General features: G+C 42.5%; 14 protein-coding genes and 2 pseudogenes. 8 read left to right on the plus strand and 8 right to left on the minus strand.

Translation table 11 applies throughout. The features are described 5' to 3' along the window. Positions 1 to 124: 124 nt before the first annotated feature. From AB4623_RS06560 to AB4623_RS06570, 3 genes are all read right to left on the minus strand, one after another. A complete protein-coding gene (locus tag AB4623_RS06560; protein ID WP_102420955.1) occupies positions 125 to 1,027 on the minus strand; it encodes a DUF2971 domain-containing protein in 903 nt (300 codons plus the stop codon). Positions 1,028 to 1,068: 41 nt separating this feature from the next. Continuing rightward, positions 1,069 to 1,797, minus strand: a complete 729-nt coding sequence (locus tag AB4623_RS06565; protein WP_054543037.1) for a DUF2971 domain-containing protein — start codon at positions 1,795 to 1,797, stop codon at positions 1,069 to 1,071. Between the two features lie 140 nt (positions 1,798 to 1,937). After that, entirely contained in the window at positions 1,938 to 2,231 is a 294-nt protein-coding gene (locus AB4623_RS06570) for a hypothetical protein (RefSeq protein ID WP_102535438.1), read from the minus strand. Between the two features lie 708 nt (positions 2,232 to 2,939). On the opposite strand from AB4623_RS06570, the gene AB4623_RS06575 reads away from it, so the two are divergent. The 3 genes and pseudogenes from AB4623_RS06575 to AB4623_RS06585 all read left to right on the plus strand — a co-directional run. After that, positions 2,940 to 3,590, plus strand: coding sequence for a hypothetical protein (locus AB4623_RS06575; RefSeq protein WP_102560860.1), 651 nt, complete (start codon positions 2,940 to 2,942; stop codon positions 3,588 to 3,590). Then, on the plus strand, positions 3,583 to 4,338 hold the full coding sequence (locus AB4623_RS06580) for a DUF3307 domain-containing protein (protein WP_102535353.1): 756 nt from the start codon (positions 3,583 to 3,585) through the stop codon (positions 4,336 to 4,338). Before AB4623_RS06575 ends, AB4623_RS06580 begins: the two co-directional genes overlap by 8 nt. Positions 4,339 to 4,582: 244 nt before the next feature. Continuing rightward, a pseudogene (locus AB4623_RS06585) lies at positions 4,583 to 5,437 on the plus strand (Rpn family recombination-promoting nuclease/putative transposase); the annotation flags it as partial. A 90-nt stretch (positions 5,438 to 5,527) separates the two neighbouring features. On the opposite strand, the pseudogene AB4623_RS06590 reads toward AB4623_RS06585, so the two are convergent. Next, positions 5,528 to 5,958: pseudogene (locus AB4623_RS06590) on the minus strand (IS5/IS1182 family transposase); the annotation flags it as partial. A 469-nt stretch (positions 5,959 to 6,427) separates the two neighbouring features. Here AB4623_RS06590 and AB4623_RS06595 point away from each other — a divergent pair. From AB4623_RS06595 to AB4623_RS06615, 5 genes are all read left to right on the plus strand, one after another. Beyond that, positions 6,428 to 6,784 (plus strand): hypothetical protein, encoded by a 357-nt coding sequence (locus AB4623_RS06595; RefSeq protein ID WP_057622971.1) that lies wholly within the window; start codon positions 6,428 to 6,430, stop codon positions 6,782 to 6,784. A 37-nt stretch (positions 6,785 to 6,821) separates the two neighbouring features. Next, positions 6,822 to 7,208: a hypothetical protein gene (locus AB4623_RS06600; protein ID WP_133991970.1), complete on the plus strand. Its 387-nt coding sequence runs from the start codon at positions 6,822 to 6,824 to the stop codon at positions 7,206 to 7,208. A 78-nt stretch (positions 7,209 to 7,286) separates the two neighbouring features. After that, on the plus strand, positions 7,287 to 7,622 hold the full coding sequence (locus AB4623_RS06605) for a type I restriction endonuclease subunit M (protein WP_372146007.1): 336 nt from the start codon (positions 7,287 to 7,289) through the stop codon (positions 7,620 to 7,622). Between the two features lie 54 nt (positions 7,623 to 7,676). Further along, positions 7,677 to 8,120 carry a lytic transglycosylase domain-containing protein gene (locus AB4623_RS06610; RefSeq protein ID WP_017060513.1) on the plus strand — a complete coding sequence of 148 codons (444 nt, stop codon included), beginning with the start codon at positions 7,677 to 7,679 and terminating at the stop codon, positions 8,118 to 8,120. 554 nt (positions 8,121 to 8,674) lie between these two features. Then, positions 8,675 to 9,034, plus strand: coding sequence for a hypothetical protein (locus AB4623_RS06615; RefSeq protein ID WP_372146009.1), 360 nt, complete (start codon positions 8,675 to 8,677; stop codon positions 9,032 to 9,034). 20 nt (positions 9,035 to 9,054) lie between these two features. On the opposite strand, the gene traI is transcribed toward AB4623_RS06615, so the two are convergent. From traI to AB4623_RS06635, 4 genes are all read right to left on the minus strand, one after another. Next, complete coding sequence (gene traI, locus AB4623_RS06620) at positions 9,055 to 14,835, minus strand: conjugative transfer relaxase/helicase TraI (RefSeq protein WP_372146011.1); 5,781 nt, start codon at positions 14,833 to 14,835, stop codon at positions 9,055 to 9,057. Positions 14,836 to 15,022: 187 nt separating this feature from the next. Further along, positions 15,023 to 17,062 (minus strand): type IV conjugative transfer system coupling protein TraD, encoded by a 2,040-nt coding sequence (gene traD, locus AB4623_RS06625; protein WP_016800260.1) that lies wholly within the window; start codon positions 17,060 to 17,062, stop codon positions 15,023 to 15,025. 404 nt (positions 17,063 to 17,466) lie between these two features. Further along, the gene (locus AB4623_RS06630; protein WP_145577874.1) at positions 17,467 to 18,399 is read right to left on the minus strand and encodes a retron St85 family RNA-directed DNA polymerase; all 933 of its coding nucleotides are present in this window, start codon (positions 18,397 to 18,399) and stop codon (positions 17,467 to 17,469) included. After that, a complete protein-coding gene (locus tag AB4623_RS06635; protein ID WP_145577872.1) occupies positions 18,396 to 19,361 on the minus strand; it encodes a retron St85 family effector protein in 966 nt (321 codons plus the stop codon). The genes AB4623_RS06630 and AB4623_RS06635 overlap by 4 nt, the downstream gene beginning before the upstream one ends. Positions 19,362 to 19,459 lie beyond the last annotated feature (98 nt).

Raw genomic sequence — 19,459 nt, forward strand, 5'->3', positions numbered from 1 at the left:
TTGAGAAAAGTGCCACGAGTAAAACTTAAGATCTACGAAGCCTCTTTACAGGAACAATTTAGAATTACTGTACTAAAACGTTCCTGTCAGATTAGGCAAAGTAAGTTGAAGCCTTAGTCGTTTGTTAGCTCTTGTCCCAATTTAGTAAAATGTAAGCATGATGTTCCCAATGTAACTTCTTAACGGGAATTTTTAACTCTTGCCCCAACTGAAAAATCGTCGGCTTGTAAACCACGGGGAACGCATCACCAAGTATTATCGAATGCACGCACTTTAATAAATCGACATGAATTGGTACTGAGACATGTTCTAAATATTTGGGAATTAAAACAAACCTAAACTCAGCTTCATCTTTGTAATCCGGCTGTTTTGTAAAGAGAAGTTCATCAATGTGCTTAGTTACAAAATTTATCGCCACATCACTGCTTGTAAGGTTATCTAATTCCGGACCATCGATATCTAAGCAAGGTATATTCCGGCTTAGATCAGGTTCTTCGTATTGAATCTTGCCATAATCTAATTGATAATTTAGGTCAAACGCCGTAGTCAATTGATCAATCAATTTAGCTTTCGAAACAACAATACATATACCTTTATGGTTCTCGCCATATTGAGCCCACATTCTAGATTTCAGCACGCCATGAGAATGCAAATTGTCATCAACAATATCGTTTTGGCAAAATGATATGAACTTGGACTTCTCTCTCAGTATTTTATCAACTAGCAATGTAGCTTCTTCAATTTTTTGATCATGACGGCTTTCCCAACCCCAGCCAACCGCCCCTGTTAACTTAGACTTATATTCTTGTGGATCATTAGTCCCTGAAAACTCGCCGAACCGAAGAGACTTATTGAACAGGATGTACTCCAACGATGTATCTTTCCGAGTAAAATGAAACAATGCATCATCAGATGATATAAACCTCATGTACTCATCGTAATTATTGTATTGCAATTTCAAAATTTTTCTCCGTAAGAGAGCTAACCCTGCAATAAGGTGTGTCACGATGAACCCACCAAACTCCATACCAAATCCGCCGAGCGTAACGCATCATATTGATTGCTTTGTTAAATTTTAATTTTCAACGCTGGTAAATCATAGAGTGACGACTTTACAATACTCTTCTTAAAGCCTAAATCCGATATGTGTTTTTTGTATACCTGAAACAGGTCATCGTTCATTCGTGGGTCAAAAACAATCTGATCTACCAACTCCATAGGGTTAACTGAAAAAGAAAATACTTTGTCACTTCCTTCTCGGCAACTAGCTTTAGTATGAATTAACCGGACTTCATTTTCATGGGAGAACTCTCGGCGCTTATATAATAAGGTCGATGCTATCCCTTGTTCAGAATCTAAAGATGAGCGAATAAAATTATCATCATTGCATAATTCATTCATTTTTGTTTTTGGTAAGTAATTAACCTTACCAATATAAGCAGAACCATAATCAACGGTCGCATCATTCAAATAACTGAGTAATTTACGAGAAGTTGTCCTTACCTTAACACCTCTTTTATCTGGAGAATAAATACGCCACATCGCATCAGACTCTCTAGACAATGACCAACATTGGCCATAGACACCATACTTTAAATCCAATGAAAATGTGCGTCCAGCAGCATTTGTAAATTCGGAGTTCAAGAAAAAATTCTCAAATGGGTCTTCCCATAGAGACGGGTGGACTAATGTAAGTTCTTGTTGATTAAATAATTCAAGTAAACGTTCAAAACTGAATACTCGATATATATTTTTTTCAATTTCTTCTTGTTTGTAGTTAATAAATCTACTATTCATGGACTATCCACTTAAAATTAGCCCAATTAAGGTGATGAGCTACCACTGCACTCAACTGGAACGCCGTAAACCCTGAACTAAACCCAGACAAAAAATGCCAATCGTGGAAAATCACACTTAAATGTTTGTATGGGCTTGATTTAGTTATTATTAAAACCATCGTGATTTAAAGACATCGCCGTTTTCATGTGATCTCTAAAATCTTTAAAGTGATCCATACTTTTGTGAATTTTCACGTATCTCATCATGATTAAGAGCTCCTCAGTTTGTTGATTGACTTGCTCTTTGAGTTTTAGATTGTCTTCAATTAGATTACTTTCTAACTGTTTTTGACTGGTGATGATTTTTTCAGTATACCTTTCCATACAGCGCTTAATGGAAGCAACTCCAATACTTACCGAAAATATAACGACTCCAGCTAATATGTAGTCCATGTCTTATACCTAAACCGAAAGAAAGCGATGAATTATAGTGATTTTCAGAACAAAAACTTAAACATAAGTCTCACTCGAGAACCCTAACATTTTAGTATAGTACCAGAATGAATTGGCATCTCATGCACTCCACCCACCTAACCACCTGAAAAATATAAATATTATTTAGTTTTGAGTTGATTTTCTAGTTGAAAGCCGTGCAAGCACACATTGCATCTGATTCAAGGCACGTTATCAATGCTTTCCACTATTCAATAGCCTAGAAATAATTGAGCCACATATTTGTGCGTAACTGTGATTGAGGGTCAGTCTGTTGTAGATTAGATAACTTAGCTACATTGTTGGAACTCTAGGCATGAGGAAAAGTAAGGCAAGTTGCAAGGTTTGAAACTGAGGTCAATCCCTCTCTGGCTCACTTTGGGGCACTTTCGAGTTAGAAAGTGCCAAGGGTAGAAATTCAACCTAAGAAACTCTTGGACAAAAGTGAGTCAGTATCCATTATTGATGGTGCAGATCATATTGGATCACTGCCACAGTAGTCGAACGGCACTCGTAAAAGTGATTACAGTCAAACTAAGGTAATGACAAGCTTCATGAATCGTTTAGCCCTAAACGGCTAATTTCCACCTATTAGCCATAAACGGCTAAATTTGCATTATTAGCCATAAACGGCTAAATTGGCATCTACATGAAAGAAGGAGTTTTAATGTGGAGCCTACCTCTAAACCTATCGCAGTGATCAGCGGCGATATTGTCAACTCAACCAAGCTAACATCTGAACAGTTTGAACAACTTCTTAAACGAATCAAGGACATTCAGAGACAGATCACCGAAGCAAATTCATCAAATGCGCACAGCATTGAGCGCGGTGATGAATTTCAGACCGTGGTACATGATATTGAAAACGCTCTGAGATATACCATCATTTATCGTATTGGCATTAAAGCGCTTGGCAAAGAGTTTGATAGTCGTATTAGCCTTGCTATTGCCTCTAATGCCGATTTGCGTGAGTTGGTCTCTGAATCGATGGGTGAAGCATTTGTTCTTTCTGGGCGTGGACTAAAAGCCTTAAAAAGCGACAGGTTGTTATTTAACTCTGACCGTTTCGAACTCACTGAGCACTTTGACTTACTCTTTAAGTACCTCGATAGACAACTAACGGAATTAACCTCGCGCCAATGTGAAGTTATGCTTCCGATGCTTCGAACCAATGAAGGTTTGTCTATTAGTGAGTTAGCAGAAAAGCTCGATGTTGCTACTGCCACTGCCAGTAAGTCTCTTAAAGCTTCAGGTTGGCCGCTAATCAGTGAGCTAAATTGGCGATTCATAAACCAAGTGACGGGACTCAAGTATGTTTAATTTTTTTGATGTTCTAATACCGTTCTTGATGATTCACATTATCTGTGATTTTTACCTCCAGCCGAACCAATGGGTAGAAGCAAAGAAAAAATACACTTACCGTTCAACTGAACTGTACTTTCACTCACTATTACACGGTGTCGCGTTGTTAGTTCCTGCTATAGCGTTAGGTATTGACTGGCGCTCAACTACTTGCTTGGTAGTTATCATAGCGGTAAGTCATTTTATTATCGATTTGTGGAAAGTAAGAGCACGAAATGGTGGTAAGTTTTCCTATTTTATTATCGACCAGACTTTGCATGTATCAGTGCTAGTAGCCATTGCCTTTCACATGGCAGATGGTGTAATGATCGATGCCGTACTACAAGATGAGAAGTTCTCAGATGGTGTTATGGTGGTATTTGCTTACTTACTAATTCTCAAGCCAACTTCGATTGTGATTGGCTGCGTCTTAAGGAAGTTTCCAATATCAGCTCAAGATACTACTAGTATTAGTGGTCTTATCGCAGGTGGTGAGTTGATCGGTTACTTAGAGCGAGTGTTAATACTGACCTTTACGCTTGTGGGGAGCTATGCAGCTGTGGGTTTTGTATTGGCGGCTAAGTCAATATTTAGGTTTGGTGAGTTGAATAAATCAGACGACCGAAGCATGACTGAGTATGTGCTGATTGGTTCATTGATATCGGTGGTGATCACAACACTGGTAGGTACCTTAATATCACTTGGTTTGGATGTGAAAATTAAATGACCAAAAAGGTATTCGGCAGTTTATTACTAGATAAGCTCGAATTTTACGGGATAACGATCAATTACAGGGAAGAGAGTTGCCCTTCTAATGTAGTGGATTAGCAGATTTGGTCACATAGTTAGAGCTCTAGACATAAGAACAAGTAGGTCAAAATTGGCGGCTGCATTCTGTGATAGCTAGCTGCCGAAACGCAGAATGGGGCAAAGATTACTTAGAGTAAATGAACTAAATTGATGTGTAGAAAGAAACCAACATGGTGCAGAATTTTTATCATGGTACTGATTTGACGACCTTAAAGCTCGAATCAGGCAGCTTTATAGAAGAAAACTTACGGCCTTACTATTAGGATGTCCTTTATTCTCTTAAAACGTCTCAGGGGGAAGGGTACGTCTATGCGTTAATCGAGCACCAGAGTCGGCCAGATAAACACATGGCGTTCAGACTGATGCGTTACGCTATCGCTGCCATGCAACAGCATATTGAAGCGGGTCATGAGCACTTACCCTTGGTGATCCCTTTGCAGTTTTACCATGGCCAAGTCTCGCCCTACCCATATGAGATGAATTGGTTAAAAGGTTTTGCTAACCCTAAGATGGCTAAGGCTCTCTATACTCAAGATTTTCCATTGGTCGATGTCACTGTTATCTCCGATGATGAGATAATGCAACATCGCCGTATCGCGTTACTTGAACTTGTACAAAAGCACGCGAAGCATCGTGATATCATGGATTTCCTTGAGCCTCTGGTCACATTGCTCTTCACCGATTACACTACAGATAAGCAAGTACAGTCATTGATGAGCTACTTACTCCAAGTGGGTGAAACAAGTAACCTAGAAGCGTTAATTACGTCACTGGTCTCATCAGTACCGAAACACGAGGAAACACTTATGACTATTGCAGAACAATTGCGCCAACAAGGCGAGCAACGTGGCCGCCAAGAAGGGCGCCAAGAAGGTATACAATTAGGTGAGGAAAAAGGCCGCCAAGAAGCGCTCAAGGATATGGCGCGTAAGATGCTGCTTAATGGTCTAGATCAACAAACCATTATGGATGTCACGGGATTGAATACAGACGAACTCGCACAACTTTCTCATTAGCTGCTCAAGCATAAAGGGTTGTGTGGCAAAGTGGTGGTGTTGATAAAATCTGCCTGGAGATAAAGCTACATCGTCTATGGCTAACCGTTGGCTTCTAACTGGCATAGCCAGAGCTATAATTTTTGTTTGTAGTTTTGACATTTACTATCATTTCACCTATCTGAGCGTTGTAGTATTTCAAACTCGTTTTACCGCTCGTTAGCGCCTTTTCCGCTTCATTTATTGCTCCACTCTCTTCCCAAAGCATTACCTTCTTTCGAGGTGAGTTTCAGTGAGGGACAACCTTTCTTTTTTAGAGGCTCATGGCACAACAAAACTGACTTCCGCACTCATGGTTTCGGGTGTATCGACATGAACAGCCAAGTGCAGCTTTTGCCATGCTCTGCGTTTCTTTGCATCAAGCTTTTTCACTTTCCACTCTCCCTGACCAAAAAGATGGAGGCTAATTGAGTTAATGGCTAGACGGCGAATAGCCCTTTAGATTTATTGTGATATTTGACTTGAACCGCGTTCGAACGCTTACCCTTGAAGATTGAGTACGGACGGTTCTTTTTCTAACGCCAATCAATCTATAAAGTACGTATTAAACTTAAATATTGGGCGTTCTCCCTTCGGTCGGCTCATTCCGTCGCTTCACTCCTCTCGCGATAACTTATGGCACTGTTATCGAGCAAGCTCGATGTGACATTAAGTTACTGCGAACAATCACCCAACGCCTCCGCTACTGCGTAGCTGCGCTTCGTCGTGCCTCCTTATTGCCTTTCACTGGCTTCAATTAAGTTCGAGTAAGGGCTTGTTTTCTTATGTGCCGATTTTCCTTTCGACTCGCATCATTGGATGGCGCTCGCAGACTGTTCACCATCTTCAATCAGAACCTTCTCTGCAAGGGTTAATAAACGCTTCGCGCCCCTGCAGAGAAGAACCCTGTTTGAGATCTGGACAGCCAAGCGGCTCCATAAAAGTGATACTCAAACAGAAAGGAAACTTGTCATGGCACAACAAAACTCAACCCCAACTCTCTCTACATTGACGCTCAGCGACCAGCGTTTCGCCGCTGGGCACGAAAGCTCACCAAAAAATGATATCTCTTTACTGCGTATTCCTCAGCGTACAGAGGGAGAAGAGCACGGCTTTTCTCTTACGCCGTGTAGCGACATTACCTTAGCTGAACTCAAAATTGCAGGATTTACTTTGCGTGATTCTAAGTTCTACCCATCCACTCAGGCTGAGGTTGAGAAGAGTATCTTGCACCACTTTAAAATAGGGGACTTAACTGACAATTTTATTGTGAAGGATGTATCAACCCCTTCGAGATCCCTCTTTTCGTTTCACCGTTGCCCGTTTTAATTCTTGGGATATTTTTTAATAACGTAAGGAGTAAGTGATGAAATATCTCTCTCACTATATTCAAGCCAAACAAACGCAAGCATTTAATGAGGCGGGGGCGTTCTTTGCTTTTTCTAATAAGCAGCTCGATGGAGAAAAAAAAGAGGGCGTGAAATATGCGTCATTAGGTATGGGTTTAATTTGCCCTGTTGATAATGCGAAGCAATTAATGACCCGTTTAGATTCTATTGCTCAAGAAGGGATCGTCGAAGACATCGAAGAGAATGGTAAAAAAGCGATCATTCGCCGTGAGCTATTCAATCACGAGTGTTTCTATACCAATGACATTTGTGATTGTGTCGAAAAGCTCGAAGGGTATGGCATTTCTTACGATGAAGTGTATGAGGTGTTTAATCACATTCGTAAAACGGAAGACGTTTATTAAACGCTAAAAGTAAAGCGCCTTGATATTTGCTGTATCAAATATCAAGGCAAATTCAATTTAAATACAGGGGTAAATAAAATGAACATTAAAAATGTTACATCAGGTAACGAAGAAACAAAAGGAAAAAATTATTTTTGTACGGCTGTGCCGTTTGCTCTTGGCAAAGTTGTTTGTACACAAGGCATTGCTGAACTGCTAAATAACAATATTGGTGTGAATTTACCGATTTACTTACATCGTCACCAAAATGGTGATTGGGGAAATGTCTGTGTTGAAGATAAACTTACCAATGACGAAGCCACTAAGACAGGCGAGCGGGTTTTATCCAGTTATACCATTTGTAATGAACAAGTTTGGATAATTACCGAGCGTGATCGTAGTTGCACTACGATTTTACTCCCTAATGAATATTGATGACGTCAATTCACGCGATATAATGGAGTTCCTTTGGACTCCATTTTTTAGCTTATGAAAAAACTAATCTTATTATTGTCGGTATTTCCAAGTGTCGGGTATTCGTTTTGTTTTGATGAAGCAGGACAACATTATAATGTTGATCCAGATTTGCTGCGATCGATAGCACAAGTTGAAAGCAGTCTTGATCCTCATGCTTATAACGAAAACAAAAATAAAAAAGGTCAAGTAACCAGTCGTGATTTTGGACTCATGCAAATTAACTCTAGTTGGTTTCCTCGACTGGTTGAATTTAATGTCAATGAAACCAATGTCTACGAACCTTGTTTTAATGTTTCATTAGGTGCGTGGGTATTAAGCTCTAACTTTGCCAGCCATGGTTATAATTGGAATAGCGTAGGCGCTTATAATGCAGGATTTCTTAAACGTACCGAAAGCGCCAGAAAAATATACATCAAAAAAGTTCAAAAAGTCTATTATCAGTCGCCATTAAAATAACCTTTCTTGCACCGTAATGGTGCAGCGCTAGTTGTGTCACGATCTTCTTTTTCCATTTTACATTCCTTCCCTAATGGTCTCAATCACCCTAGGTTCAATCGCCAACGGTTCGGCTTTTGAGCTCGACGTTCCTAAAACACCCCCCAAGAAAACAAACTAGATGCAGACTCATTGGAGGTCATTGTTACCGCTTGGGAATCATCCACACCCTACGGCGCATTGAAATCAATGCAAATGGTTGTCTGTGAAAAACATAAAGATAATAAAAACAAAAAGTTAAAGATATAATAGTCGCTTAAAGTAACGTGGAAAAATTTTCAGAAATTACACTAATTAGCCGATTAAATTTCAATGGATAAATATATTTTTTCAATGATTATTAATTGATCCCTTATAGGTAAAGCGATGAGAGCGTTTTCAAGGTCCTTTAATTGGAAATCATTGAATGTTGATTGAGCCCTTTATTGACAATGCTTGAAGGGTCTTTTATAAAATTAATTGATTGAAATTTCATTTGAATAACAATGCTTTTAATTGGGATTGAGGAGGGCAATATGACACGTTCTTATCCGCTACAAAGTTCTTTACGTGGAAAGTTAGCGCAAGATTTTAAGACGTTTAGGGATAAGGAAGCATTAAGTGATGCAGAGGCCACACGCCAACTTTTGATGTTGGCACTGCGCATCAAACTCAATGACAGTGAGGATGATAGTCCATCGAACCGTGCGTTGATGGAAGAGATTTATCGTGTCGTTCGTGGCTCATCTGCGATCACTGATGTGGTTCATGGACAAACCTTTGATGGTGAAAAATTATTCCGACAACAAAAAGAATCCAAACCCTTTAGGCAACAGGTGAAATCTGATATCGATAATAAAGCCGATGAGTTTCTGGCAGGCAAAAAAAAAGGGTAGTCCATTGGACACCCCTTTTTCTACCGCTCTAACTCTCTATCTAGTTTATTATCTTGGTCATTGTTGTTGTCACGCTCCTGATTAAAATCAAACGTTTTTTGAGGGGAGGGTTCTTTGCTGTCGAAGTGTTCAAGCTCTTTATCTTTGATTTCTTTTGTGTGTTGATTAATATCAGTGTCCGGCTCGTTGGTTAATGAATCATGGTCTTGAGTGGGTGTGTCGAATTCCTCTTTTTGTTGATGCGTTTGTTGATGGTATTGTTCAATACCCTGTTTAATTTCCTCAAGCATATCGTCAGGTGAAACAAACTGAATATTTCTCCCTGAAAAGTTGGCCATGATTTTTTCAACGTTGTTGGGATTTAAATCAGTATTTCCTTGACTCAGTACAATCACAATGTTCTGTCTGAGTTCATCGGTGGAGATATTCTGAATGTCATTCTTATGATTGACATTGATAATGTCGTATTGGCCTTGATGCGCTTGATTAATAATAAAAGCATTCTCGATTGAGGTACTGATGATGGTGGTGTGCAAATCACTGCCTTGATGGAATCGCGTTATTTGTTTGGATTTCGTGCCTAATATCCGTGGGTTGATGTCGAGTGCCGGATCTTTATTTCCTTGCCCGTCTAAATAAGTCACTTCAATCGCTTTTGTTTCTCCTTTTTTATCGTGAATGTTAGTTATCATTGCCGAGTGAAATGTCTGGTCCTCCGAGGAGTACACTGCTTGATGAAAATGAACATGGTCACTCTTAGGGTGTTCAATACCTAATTTATTGAGGTAAGTTTCGGCTAATGTGCCTGTGAGTGGCTGACTGGTTTGTATATATTCTTTCGCTCTCTCTTCAAATTGTGCCATGTGTTTTGGCGTAGTAGTCAGTAATTGTTCATGTTTAGGGTTGGCGGTGAGTTGGTATTTATTAGGATCATTAAGGATGTTGTGGGCTTCTTTCATTGCCTCCTTATAATTTATTTCCTTATGACTCATCATCAAATTGATTAATGAGCCTTTTTCACCGGTGGTATAGTCTTTAAAATACCCTCGATATTCCCCCGTTAATGACACTTTTAGAGCCGATTTACCGATACCAAAGGTTAAATAGTCACGGTCTGATTTAGATGGGTTCGGTTGTCCCAATAGGTTGATGGCTAAGCTTTCGGTGTATTTAGGGAGCGCTTGGTTGATGTGTTCTTTAAATTGGTTGTAGTCAAAATCTCCGTTTCTATTTTGATAACGTACGTCTTCATGAGGCAGAGCTTTGTCATTAAAGTAAGGGGTACTGTGTGGTGCAATGTTTTCGATGGTTTCAATGGCACTGTGTTTATTGACCTCTTTTGATAACCAGCTCTTCATCATCTGTTTTGGGTTATCGGTAAAAAGTTTGACATGAGTGCTCGCTCGGCTCAAATCGATGTAAGCGCGTCTTAAGTTCGTCAGTGCGCCTTTGCCTTTGAGAGTGGTAATGACGTACTGATACGTCGCTCCTTGCGCCATGTCCGCAGTTCTGGTGTAAGCGTAATCCCAATGCCCATCTTTGAGTTGGTTTGGATTGAGGTTTAACGTTTGCCCTTCTTTCGAAAGCGCGGTGATTTCTTCCTTGGTGGCACGGCTGATGGTGTATTCCACATTGGCTTTAATGCCTCGCGCTTTGTCGGTAAAGCGGGTCATGATTTTATCACCGGTTGAAAGCGGCTTTTCTGATTGAGCGAAGAGTGACGTGTATTTGTGGTCTTTGTTACGTGGCAAAAACGGTTTTGTCTTACCTGTATTCACGTCTTGAAGTGTCACCACTCCGTGCTCCGAATCAATGTGGGTAATGATGTCGTACTCTCCTTGCTTGGTGCTTAAAATGAGCCCTTTCTGATAAGGCATCATGGTGGCTAACTCTTCTTTGCTCTCACCTGTAGAGCGCAATCGGGTGGTGGTGATGTTCTCTTGGCCTATCTCTTGTGTTTTCATCAGTCCGACACGAATGTGCTCAGTGATGTGGTCACGCTCATTATTCGTGTAAGCAATGATAAGCGTGTTTTCTCGCGTTTCGGGCGTACGGGCAAGGTAGTCCTGTGCTACAGCGTAAGGCAGCTTTTCGGTGGCAATAAGCTGTGCTTTGCTTTGGTCTTTCGCACTCTCATCGAGGGTGGAGATAATATGTTGCGTGCTACCGAGTGTATCAGGGCTTTGCTGAGAGAGTTTATCGAGGGCGCTGTGTGGCTGCTTATCCACAATGTTGTGTACGGCACCAAGCAGTATTTCATTCTTCTGACGAATGATGTCGGTCATAAAAGCCGTATCGATGAGTCCTTGTCTCATGCTCAATTCAAACGGTTTACCGGCATTAAGAGAAAGCAGCTGCTCTTTATCCCCAAGTAAGGTGGCTTTGGAGCCGCTTTGTAATACAAGGTCGGTGAGCTCTTTGGCTTGTTGGTTGCTGACCATGGAGCTTTCATCGAGGAAGAACAGCGTGTTTTTGTAGTCCTCTGGTAAGGTGATGCCACGTCTTAGGTCGGTCAGTAAGCTTTCCAGCGTTTGCGCTTGTATCCCTTTGCTTTCCAGTTCGCTGACGGCGGCGTGCGTTGGTGCAATACCTATGATTTGTGAAGGTGAGTGTTTACTGGCTTGGCTAGCGTGTTGAATCAATTCAATGTTGGATTCGAGTAGGGTGGATTTACCGGTGCCCGCTAAACCTTGCACGGCCACAAAACTGTCTTTGGTCGTTGAGATAAGGGTGATGCCGTCCTTTTGCCCTTGGGTAAGGCGAGGCTGTGCATCGAGATAATCTCTGACTTGTCTGTGGGTGGCAAACGGCTTGTGTTGATTTTTCCCTTGCTCAATGTTCCGCAAGATGTGCTTTTCGGTATCGAGCGCCGCTTGGGTGGTCCAGCGTGTGCCGTCGCTGTATTCGGCAGAGAGGGTGTCACTGCGCTTGGCGAGCTCTGTTTCAATTTGATCTTTGATTATCGGTTGATTGGCCTCTTCAAAAGCGTAACGGATCGCTTCGACGACTAACTCTTTTTGTGTAAACGCCGCTTCTTTTTCAGAAAGATGACTCAGGGCAAAGTTCAACGCTTTCTCTTGCAGTGGTGAATTTTGCTCTTTGTTTAAGAGAGTGAGGGCTTGCTGGATGTCGCTTTTGACGGTGATGGCGGTGGTGTCAGTCAGGTAGCGGTCGTTGACGCTTTGAGTGTGCATCACTCGCTCGATGGCAGAAAGCTTCACTTCGCTTTTCTCAAGCGCGGCCTGGGCTTTATCGGGGTTGTCGGTAAACACATCGATGCGCGCGCTTTTCTCGGTCAGATCATGGAAGAGCGCTTTGGAGAGCGTAAAGGTTTTGCCTGAAATAAGAGTGTGCGGCCTTGGTTCGATATGACTGGCGGAATGCACATAGTCGTATTTTAGTGGTGCGTCTTTCAGGGCTTCAGCGGGGATGGTTTTCGATTCGCCTTGCGTGTCCGTTAACGTCAGGGTTTCTTTAGATAATCCTGTGACCACGTAACGTTCATTGGCGTTCAACCCAGATGGAAAGTGCTTACTGGTGGTTATGAGGCGTTCACCTTGGTTAACTTGCAACGATTCAGGTTTAAAGACCTGCATGTTGAGGGCTTTGAATCCGGTGGAAGCGGGATCGAGGGTGTATTCTTGTCCATCGGTTTTGCTGAGTACATGGACTCGATTGTTTGTCTTATCCGATGTGGAAACCACTAACTCTTGAGGTTTTCCGTCTTCCCAATGGCGAAGGGTCATGCCCGGCTTGTAGTGTTGCGCTAACTCCTGTTGGGGTTTAGACAAATAATGAGGTTGCTGAGTCAACAAGGTGATGCCGCTGCGGGCAAGTTGACCCTGGTTCTGTAGAGAGGTCCGGATCGCGTCCGTCAATCGTCGTTGTTCAACGTGAGAAGTCGCCAGCACTTGTGTGTCTTCTTTGTTTGATAAGTAGGTATAAGCTCTGGCGAGGGTGCGCGTATCACTGTCGTGCAAGGCAACCTTACTGTCTATCTGTTTGCTGTCTACCCAAGAGTGCGAGACGACGTTGCCTTTGCGGTAAAGCTCGATGGCGTTATAGGCTTTAAAACCTTGGCGACTGGACGTGTTGTTCAGCAAGATGACTTTGCTCCCCGATCCCTTAGCTTTTGCGTTTAAAGCGATCAACTCATTCGCGCTCATTTTGTGGGCGCTGTCGACGAGAAGGACATCTTTGTTGGTCATTGGTAGGTCGGAGTGCAACAAACTATGGACAGAGTGACGATGCTCTTCTTGAAACCGGTGTTTTACCCAGGCTGCGACCGTATGACTTTCACGTTGGATGGTTTGGCTATGACGGTGTTTGTCTTTGGCGTTTTGTGACACTAAGTGGACACGTTTACCGACATGGTTGCCGACGTTCAATAGGTTTTGCGCGATTTGCTCACTGTTGCCAAACACATTGACCACATGAAACTGTTTGGTGGACTGGTAAATGTCCGCCACCTTTTGGCAGTTGCCTTGAGTGAGGGTCAGTTTATCTAACGTAGCGTCATTGACGGGAGTACGCATATGGTGCGTACGCCCTTTGCTGGCCGCCATTAACGCTTGTTCGGTTTTCAGCATGGTTTGAGTGGTGTATTGACCTTTCATGGAAAGGGGGAGAAGCGCCCCGTCTTTCACCCATTGGTCTGCGACCACTTTAAGGTCGATTGCATTGGCTTGTACGCCGCCCTTGGTAAACTCGGCCGCGGCTAATTCTATGATCTTTTGCAGTTTTAGTGCCGTGTTGTATTGCCCCAAGTGTTCAACGGCGCGACTAAACGCGTCTTTAGCGATTTGTTCAGGGTGATGCTCTTGTTGAGCGATGCCGAGGGCGTTTTTAACCAAGTCTTTGGGCTGATAGCCTTTGTTGCACACCGTTTGTTGCCAGCGAGTATTGAGCTCGGCCTCACTTTCGTAGGTTTTGGCTTTGCGAGTATCGAGTGCGGCTACATCTTTTGCCGCTTGCGTCCCCCCAAAATCTAAGGCTTGTTGGTCGAGCTGTTGTTTGCGAGTAGAAAACGTATCAAGGAGGATTTGAGGGAGGCCTTTGGCTTCAAATTGGCCGTTACCCAATCCTTGCATTTGATAACCCATTTGTTCGCTCTCTTTGGCAAGCTGACTCTGGTAAAGAGCGGTGTAGTACTTTTGGAAGTGGTAAATGCGCTCGCCTGTTCCATTGATGACGCCGCCTTTTTGTTTGAGAGAAGAGGCGAGTGTACGCAGTTGCCCTTCTTTGTCGCGCGTCATGTTTGCCGTCAAAGCGTGGGAATGGAGTTGTGGGTCGTTTTCACGACTGGTTTTATGGCGCACGACCGCAAAGGCCATGGATTCGGTATTGATGAACTCACGAGTGCCTTCGTCATTGATGTGCGTGGCTTGTGCTACGTCTTTTTCTAATTGCGAGAGCGCGAATTTGACCGCCGTGTTATGCGCATCGATTAAACGTGTGTCACCCCCGACGAGAGCAAGTACACTGACCGATTTTGGCGCAGAAAAGGTTAGGTCAAACCCCGATTTATGATCGTCGCGTTTGCCTTTGATGGTTTCATGGCCTAGGTGTCCAGATAAAACGGACTCTAACGTTTTTTGGTCAACCGGTTTACCGAGTAGGCCTGCTTCTTCGGCTAACTGACCATGCCAAAAGGTGTTTTCATTGGTACTGTTTTCTTTGAGGTAGTAGTTGTCGTTGCTGTCTTTTTCGAGAGAAATGTCAGGGGTCTCTTGGGTGTTTTCTTCGTTTAAGTAATACTTGGCGGCGCCAGAGGCGGATTTAAGAGGGCTAATGGACATCATAAGGTGTTCTCCTTTTTTTGGGGCGCAGCAAAGCCGCCACGTCAGCGGAATGCCGGTGAGTTGGGTGTGGTACGAATGGGTTAGCGGACGGCGTTGATGTGAATGAAAGGGTGGTAAAGGGTTTTTACAGGGGAGGGTAAGATTGTGTTCGGTCTCTAAATGTTCCTTGATGTTTCATTTCGTGTGGTTAATCGTACATCTCGCCCGTTTCTGCTTGTGTCATGGACGCCTCTTCGGTTTCTCGCTGTAGTGCATTTTGTGTGTTTTCAGCGAGCTGTTGGTTTTGGGCAGCGTTATTGGTCGGGTTTTCCTTTTTCGGTGCTTTGGCAAGGGTTTGTTTTTGATGGGTTCTGGTTTGCTGCTGCTCTTCTTCGTTTTCATAGGTACTTTGCTGAATGGCGAGTAATCGGTTTCTTTGGGTTTCATCGAGTTCATGCAAAGCAATTAACTCATGAAAAATCAAGGCTTGGTCGATACTCTCCATTGCTTTCCCGCCTGGTAGGTTGCGTTTGATGAAGGAGGGTTGGAGATTGCTCATGCGGTCGTACTTCAGTTGCAGCTTAGTGATGAGCATGGAGTTAGGGGTGCGTAAGTAACACTCTAAATCATCCAAACCTTGGATTTGGGCAGGAGAAACCACAGGACGCGTTTTGTTTTGGTGGCCAAGTGAGACACCGTCACGCAGTGCGTTCGCCCCGTAAGAAATATTTTCTCGTGAGATATCGATTTCTTGCTCACCAAGATCATCCGAGGAAATGGTGGCCATCGCTTTTGAAGGGGCGCGGAAGAAAAAGCGCGTGTTGAGCAAATCAAAAATGACTCTCGCCGCGTTGCGCCCGTAAGTGGTTTCTAATTGAGCGTAAGATTGCAAACCCAGTAAATAACATCCTCCAAATTTACGCACTTCAGAAATAATGTGCGTGAGTTCAGGCAGTTTATGTAACGTAGGCATTTCATCGATGATCACCCAAATTCGGCGGTCGTCATCGGGCTCCATTCCTAGAATGGCGTTGGAGGCAATCGCAAGCCACATCGAGATCAGTGGTCTGAGTGCGGTGTGTTGTCTTGCGTTACTCGATAGGAATAAAAATCCTTGCTGGGATTCATCTTGCACCCAATCTGTGATCGAAAATGGCGCCCGTTTATGGTGGCCTTGTGCGTCTTTTTCATCCAAACCATGTAAGTAACGTAATGACTTAATGTAAGTCGCTAGTACCGATTTGATGGAGATAGCTGTCTTCTCGATACTTTTCGAGACGAGGGAGCTAGCTTCGGTGTCTTTTAAGTGTTCACCTAGCGTGGAAAGCTCCGACGTTAAGATAATGTGCAGCAAATTTTCAATGGTACATTTGTGTTTGTCATCGATCATCATTTGATAGGTGGTTGCTGCGAAAATGGTTCGTGCGGAATCCACCCAAAACGGGTCGCCTTCGCCGTGTTGCGGAATAAGCGCGGCCGCGAGCGATTCAAAGTCAGGGGCTTCTTTGGCATCACTCCAAATATCCCATGCAGCGCAACGCTCATCGAAGGGATTTAAAATCACGTCTTTATGAGGGTCATAGAATTTACTGACAAAATCGCAGCCTTTATCGTAGATGATGGCTTTATCGCCTCGCGCCCGTATCCAGCGCAATAACTTGCGAATCGCAACGGATTTACCTGCGCCTGTGGTGCCGTCAATCATTAAGTGCTTGACCTCAAACCTATCAACAAAAAGCTTGTGACCATCGAGTGCAAAAGGAGAGAGTTTTTTCTTCTTTTTCAGCTCTGCGGTGACGGCTTTAGGCTCAGCCAATTGAAAGCCGCGAATGTGGTTATCTTCGCTTTGCTCTTGCCCTTTTCTCTTAAACCAGTGGTTGATAATCACAAACAGCACGGTGGAAGTGGCCACAGAGACCAGTAGGCCAATGAACAGGGCTTGCAGCAATTCTTGGTAGCACTGTGACAAGATGGGGTTTTGCAGTTGTTGGCCAAGGGTGCTGCTGTAGCGTTGATCTTCCCATTCGACCACTACGTTGCGCTTTAGGCTAAAACCTAATTTGTTGAATAGCCAAAATAGACTGTAGTAGTAGGCACCGGTTAATGTGCTGGCCGAGGTGAGGAGGTAAGTAGTGATAAGCCCGAGCAAGGCCGCGAAGATATTGAGGTACTTGATTGTGGTTACGTTCACTTGCCACCACATTCGAATGTTATGGAAAGTGATTTGACCACCACGAGTCGTAGACATAGAAAAACTCCTTGTGAAGGAAAACAAAAAAGCGCCCACACTGAGTGAGGCGCTTTTGTTCGGTAGAATGAAATCAGGAATAAGGTGACAGGTTACAAAGGAGGTGTATTACGAGTGCCAAGGCTAAGGGACGACAGAATTGTTTGGTGCTCGCATTAAGATTGACCAGTTTCAAAACGTTATTGGACATTTCTGTGTTAGTGGTTTTGCTAAATTAGCAATTCATGACTAACTACAAGTATGGAAAGTCACTAACTTGGTGCCATGCGTTAATAGACCAGTTCAGGCGCAATGCCCCTCGACCATCATCGAATAATTTACTTAATAAAGTGGCTTCAGGCTTGTTCAACACTCGGGATTTAGTGTTGGCTACGCAACACCTTAATCCTTATTCGTTAGCAGTATTACTCTTGATAGCGAAAAATACTATCTATCACCTCAGAACTGTATTTGTTTCTAAGTCGAAGAATGAAATTTGGTTCAATATTTAATGCAAAAGCGAGTAAACCTTTAAGATGATAACTTTCATCCACTTCTAAAGTCGACTGTGAGAATAAATATACAAGAGTCCGTATTTTTCTCTTTCGCTCTCTTCCAAGTGAGAGTTGATTTTCACTATTAATAACTAAACCCGTCACATGACGATTGTGTTTCTTGGAAGAAAACTTTGTTTTCATTGAGTTTACTGATAATCCTAAATGACCATTTTCCACTAAGTAGTTTGAAACTAAATCAGGAATATGAAATAGCAGTCCTCGCTCATTAGTTGAGAAAGCTAAGTCATCAGCATATCTAGTATAACTAATACCACGCTCCGAGCAGTACAAGTGAAAGTACTCATCAAAGTCGTACATGACCACATTAGATATTAAAGGGGATGACGGAGCCCCTATACTCAATTGCAAAGGAGAAACCCTATCACGTTGCCAAAAAAACAACCTCTTTATAAGAGTTATATCGTCAGTTGATAAGGCACCAACCTTACTTTGAATAACGCCCAATAAAAGTGGTGGCTTAATCGATGGGAAAAAGTTCGAAAAATCCATCTTAAGTAGATACTGATTAGGCACATGCTGTCTGGCATTCGCTTTAATGCTAGTGCCCTCTTGATAAGCATAAGCAGCAGCATGGACAGGTAATTCATCCAGAATTAATTGCTTACCAACATATTGCATGTATTTAACTTCTTTTGATGGCTGAGCAATTAGCCTAACACCTTTACCATTTCTTTTAGGGATCGTGTACTGCTTGTACCGATGAGGAGCTGATTTGACAAAATCCAATATTTCGACGCTACTCAAAGATGTTATTTCAGTAAATTGTTCAAGATAACTCATGCAGCTCCTTGCTCCTCTGCTTGCTCTTTCTCTTTTCGTAGCAACTCAGAGATAACAAACATTCTGTGTCTTTCGGAATCGTTAGTGTTGTAAAACTGCATAGCAGCCATTGTCATTTTCTTCCTGTCAAACCTAGGTTCTCCAGTTTTATTAGTAAAATGAACTTTCTGCTCTTTAGATATTGGAAAGTAGTAATCTAATTTCCCTCGTCTTCTTGAATCAATAAACTCGAGTTTATTGAGAAGAAACAATAATCTTTTAATTTCCACACGGCTTTTTTCAAAACCTAACAGCTTAAGATAAGTCTCAATCTCTGTCAGTTTAAGAGCTTTATATATACTCACTAACTCATATATTAAGAATGCTATGTGACCTGAACTTTCTGGTTCAATATGAATATGCTCCGGCGTATTTGATAAAAAATCAGTTATGTCGTTCTCAATATCAATCAGGTAAGGGCGGAGTGTACTCCCAATATTTTCATCATCCCACGAATAGGAACAAACAAAACCGTCATCATCAGGATCGATGTGACGAAGGGGGCCTAACTTGATAAAAGAATTTTGTTCGAAGTGTGACTCTTGGATAAATACCAGTAATTTACCTTTGAGGTTAGGGTTTGCTGCAAATATGCCTAGCTCTGCAATTGAGCCAGCACTTTCGAGAATAATGATTATTAGGGAGGATATGTTTGCTATATCATCTTCAAATGTTAATAAGTTGTCATAGATTGCATCATGCAGCCAATCCTTAAAATATTCAGCTAGCTTAATTTTGTCAAAAAGAGCTGGATTGGAGCTTGAAAGGTGCTCTAACAACATATTTCGAACTGAAACATCAGAAGAAGCGGTGACATCGACTACCCCTCCACACAAAAATACTATTGGATGAGAGAGGTTTACTTTAGATTCTTCTATTGATATCGATGACAGTAGCTCTACTCGACGATCTTCAAACTTCAAAATACCTTGCCTACACCGACATAGTTTAAAAACAATAACGGCTCACATCGTGAGCCGTTTCACTCTTTACCTAAAGGAAGCGCTAGAGGCCTCTGCGG

The sequence above is a fragment of the Vibrio sp. 10N.222.52.C12 genome, assembly GCF_041474215.1.
Lineage (GTDB): Bacteria > Pseudomonadota > Gammaproteobacteria > Enterobacterales > Vibrionaceae > Vibrio > Vibrio crassostreae_C.

Excerpts from the sequence above, each read along its gene's own strand:
- AB4623_RS06560 (WP_102420955.1), bottom strand. The coding sequence starts at position 1,027 with ATGGAGTTTGGTGGGTTCATCGTGACACACCTTATTGCAGGGTTAGCT.
- AB4623_RS06565 (WP_054543037.1), bottom strand. The coding sequence starts at position 1,797 with ATGAATAGTAGATTTATTAACTACAAACAAGAAGAAATTGAAAAAAAT.
- AB4623_RS06570 (WP_102535438.1), bottom strand. The coding sequence starts at position 2,231 with ATGGACTACATATTAGCTGGAGTCGTTATATTTTCGGTAAGTATTGGA.
- AB4623_RS06580 (WP_102535353.1), top strand. The coding sequence starts at position 3,583 with ATGTTTAATTTTTTTGATGTTCTAATACCGTTCTTGATGATTCACATT.
- AB4623_RS06595 (WP_057622971.1), top strand. The coding sequence starts at position 6,428 with ATGGCACAACAAAACTCAACCCCAACTCTCTCTACATTGACGCTCAGC.
- AB4623_RS06600 (WP_133991970.1), top strand. The coding sequence starts at position 6,822 with ATGAAATATCTCTCTCACTATATTCAAGCCAAACAAACGCAAGCATTT.
- AB4623_RS06605 (WP_372146007.1), top strand. The coding sequence starts at position 7,287 with ATGAACATTAAAAATGTTACATCAGGTAACGAAGAAACAAAAGGAAAA.
- AB4623_RS06610 (WP_017060513.1), top strand. The coding sequence starts at position 7,677 with ATGAAAAAACTAATCTTATTATTGTCGGTATTTCCAAGTGTCGGGTAT.
- AB4623_RS06615 (WP_372146009.1), top strand. The coding sequence starts at position 8,675 with ATGACACGTTCTTATCCGCTACAAAGTTCTTTACGTGGAAAGTTAGCG.
- traI (WP_372146011.1), bottom strand. The coding sequence starts at position 14,835 with ATGATGTCCATTAGCCCTCTTAAATCCGCCTCTGGCGCCGCCAAGTAT.
- traD (WP_016800260.1), bottom strand. The coding sequence starts at position 17,062 with ATGTCTACGACTCGTGGTGGTCAAATCACTTTCCATAACATTCGAATG.
- AB4623_RS06630 (WP_145577874.1), bottom strand. The coding sequence starts at position 18,399 with ATGAGTTATCTTGAACAATTTACTGAAATAACATCTTTGAGTAGCGTC.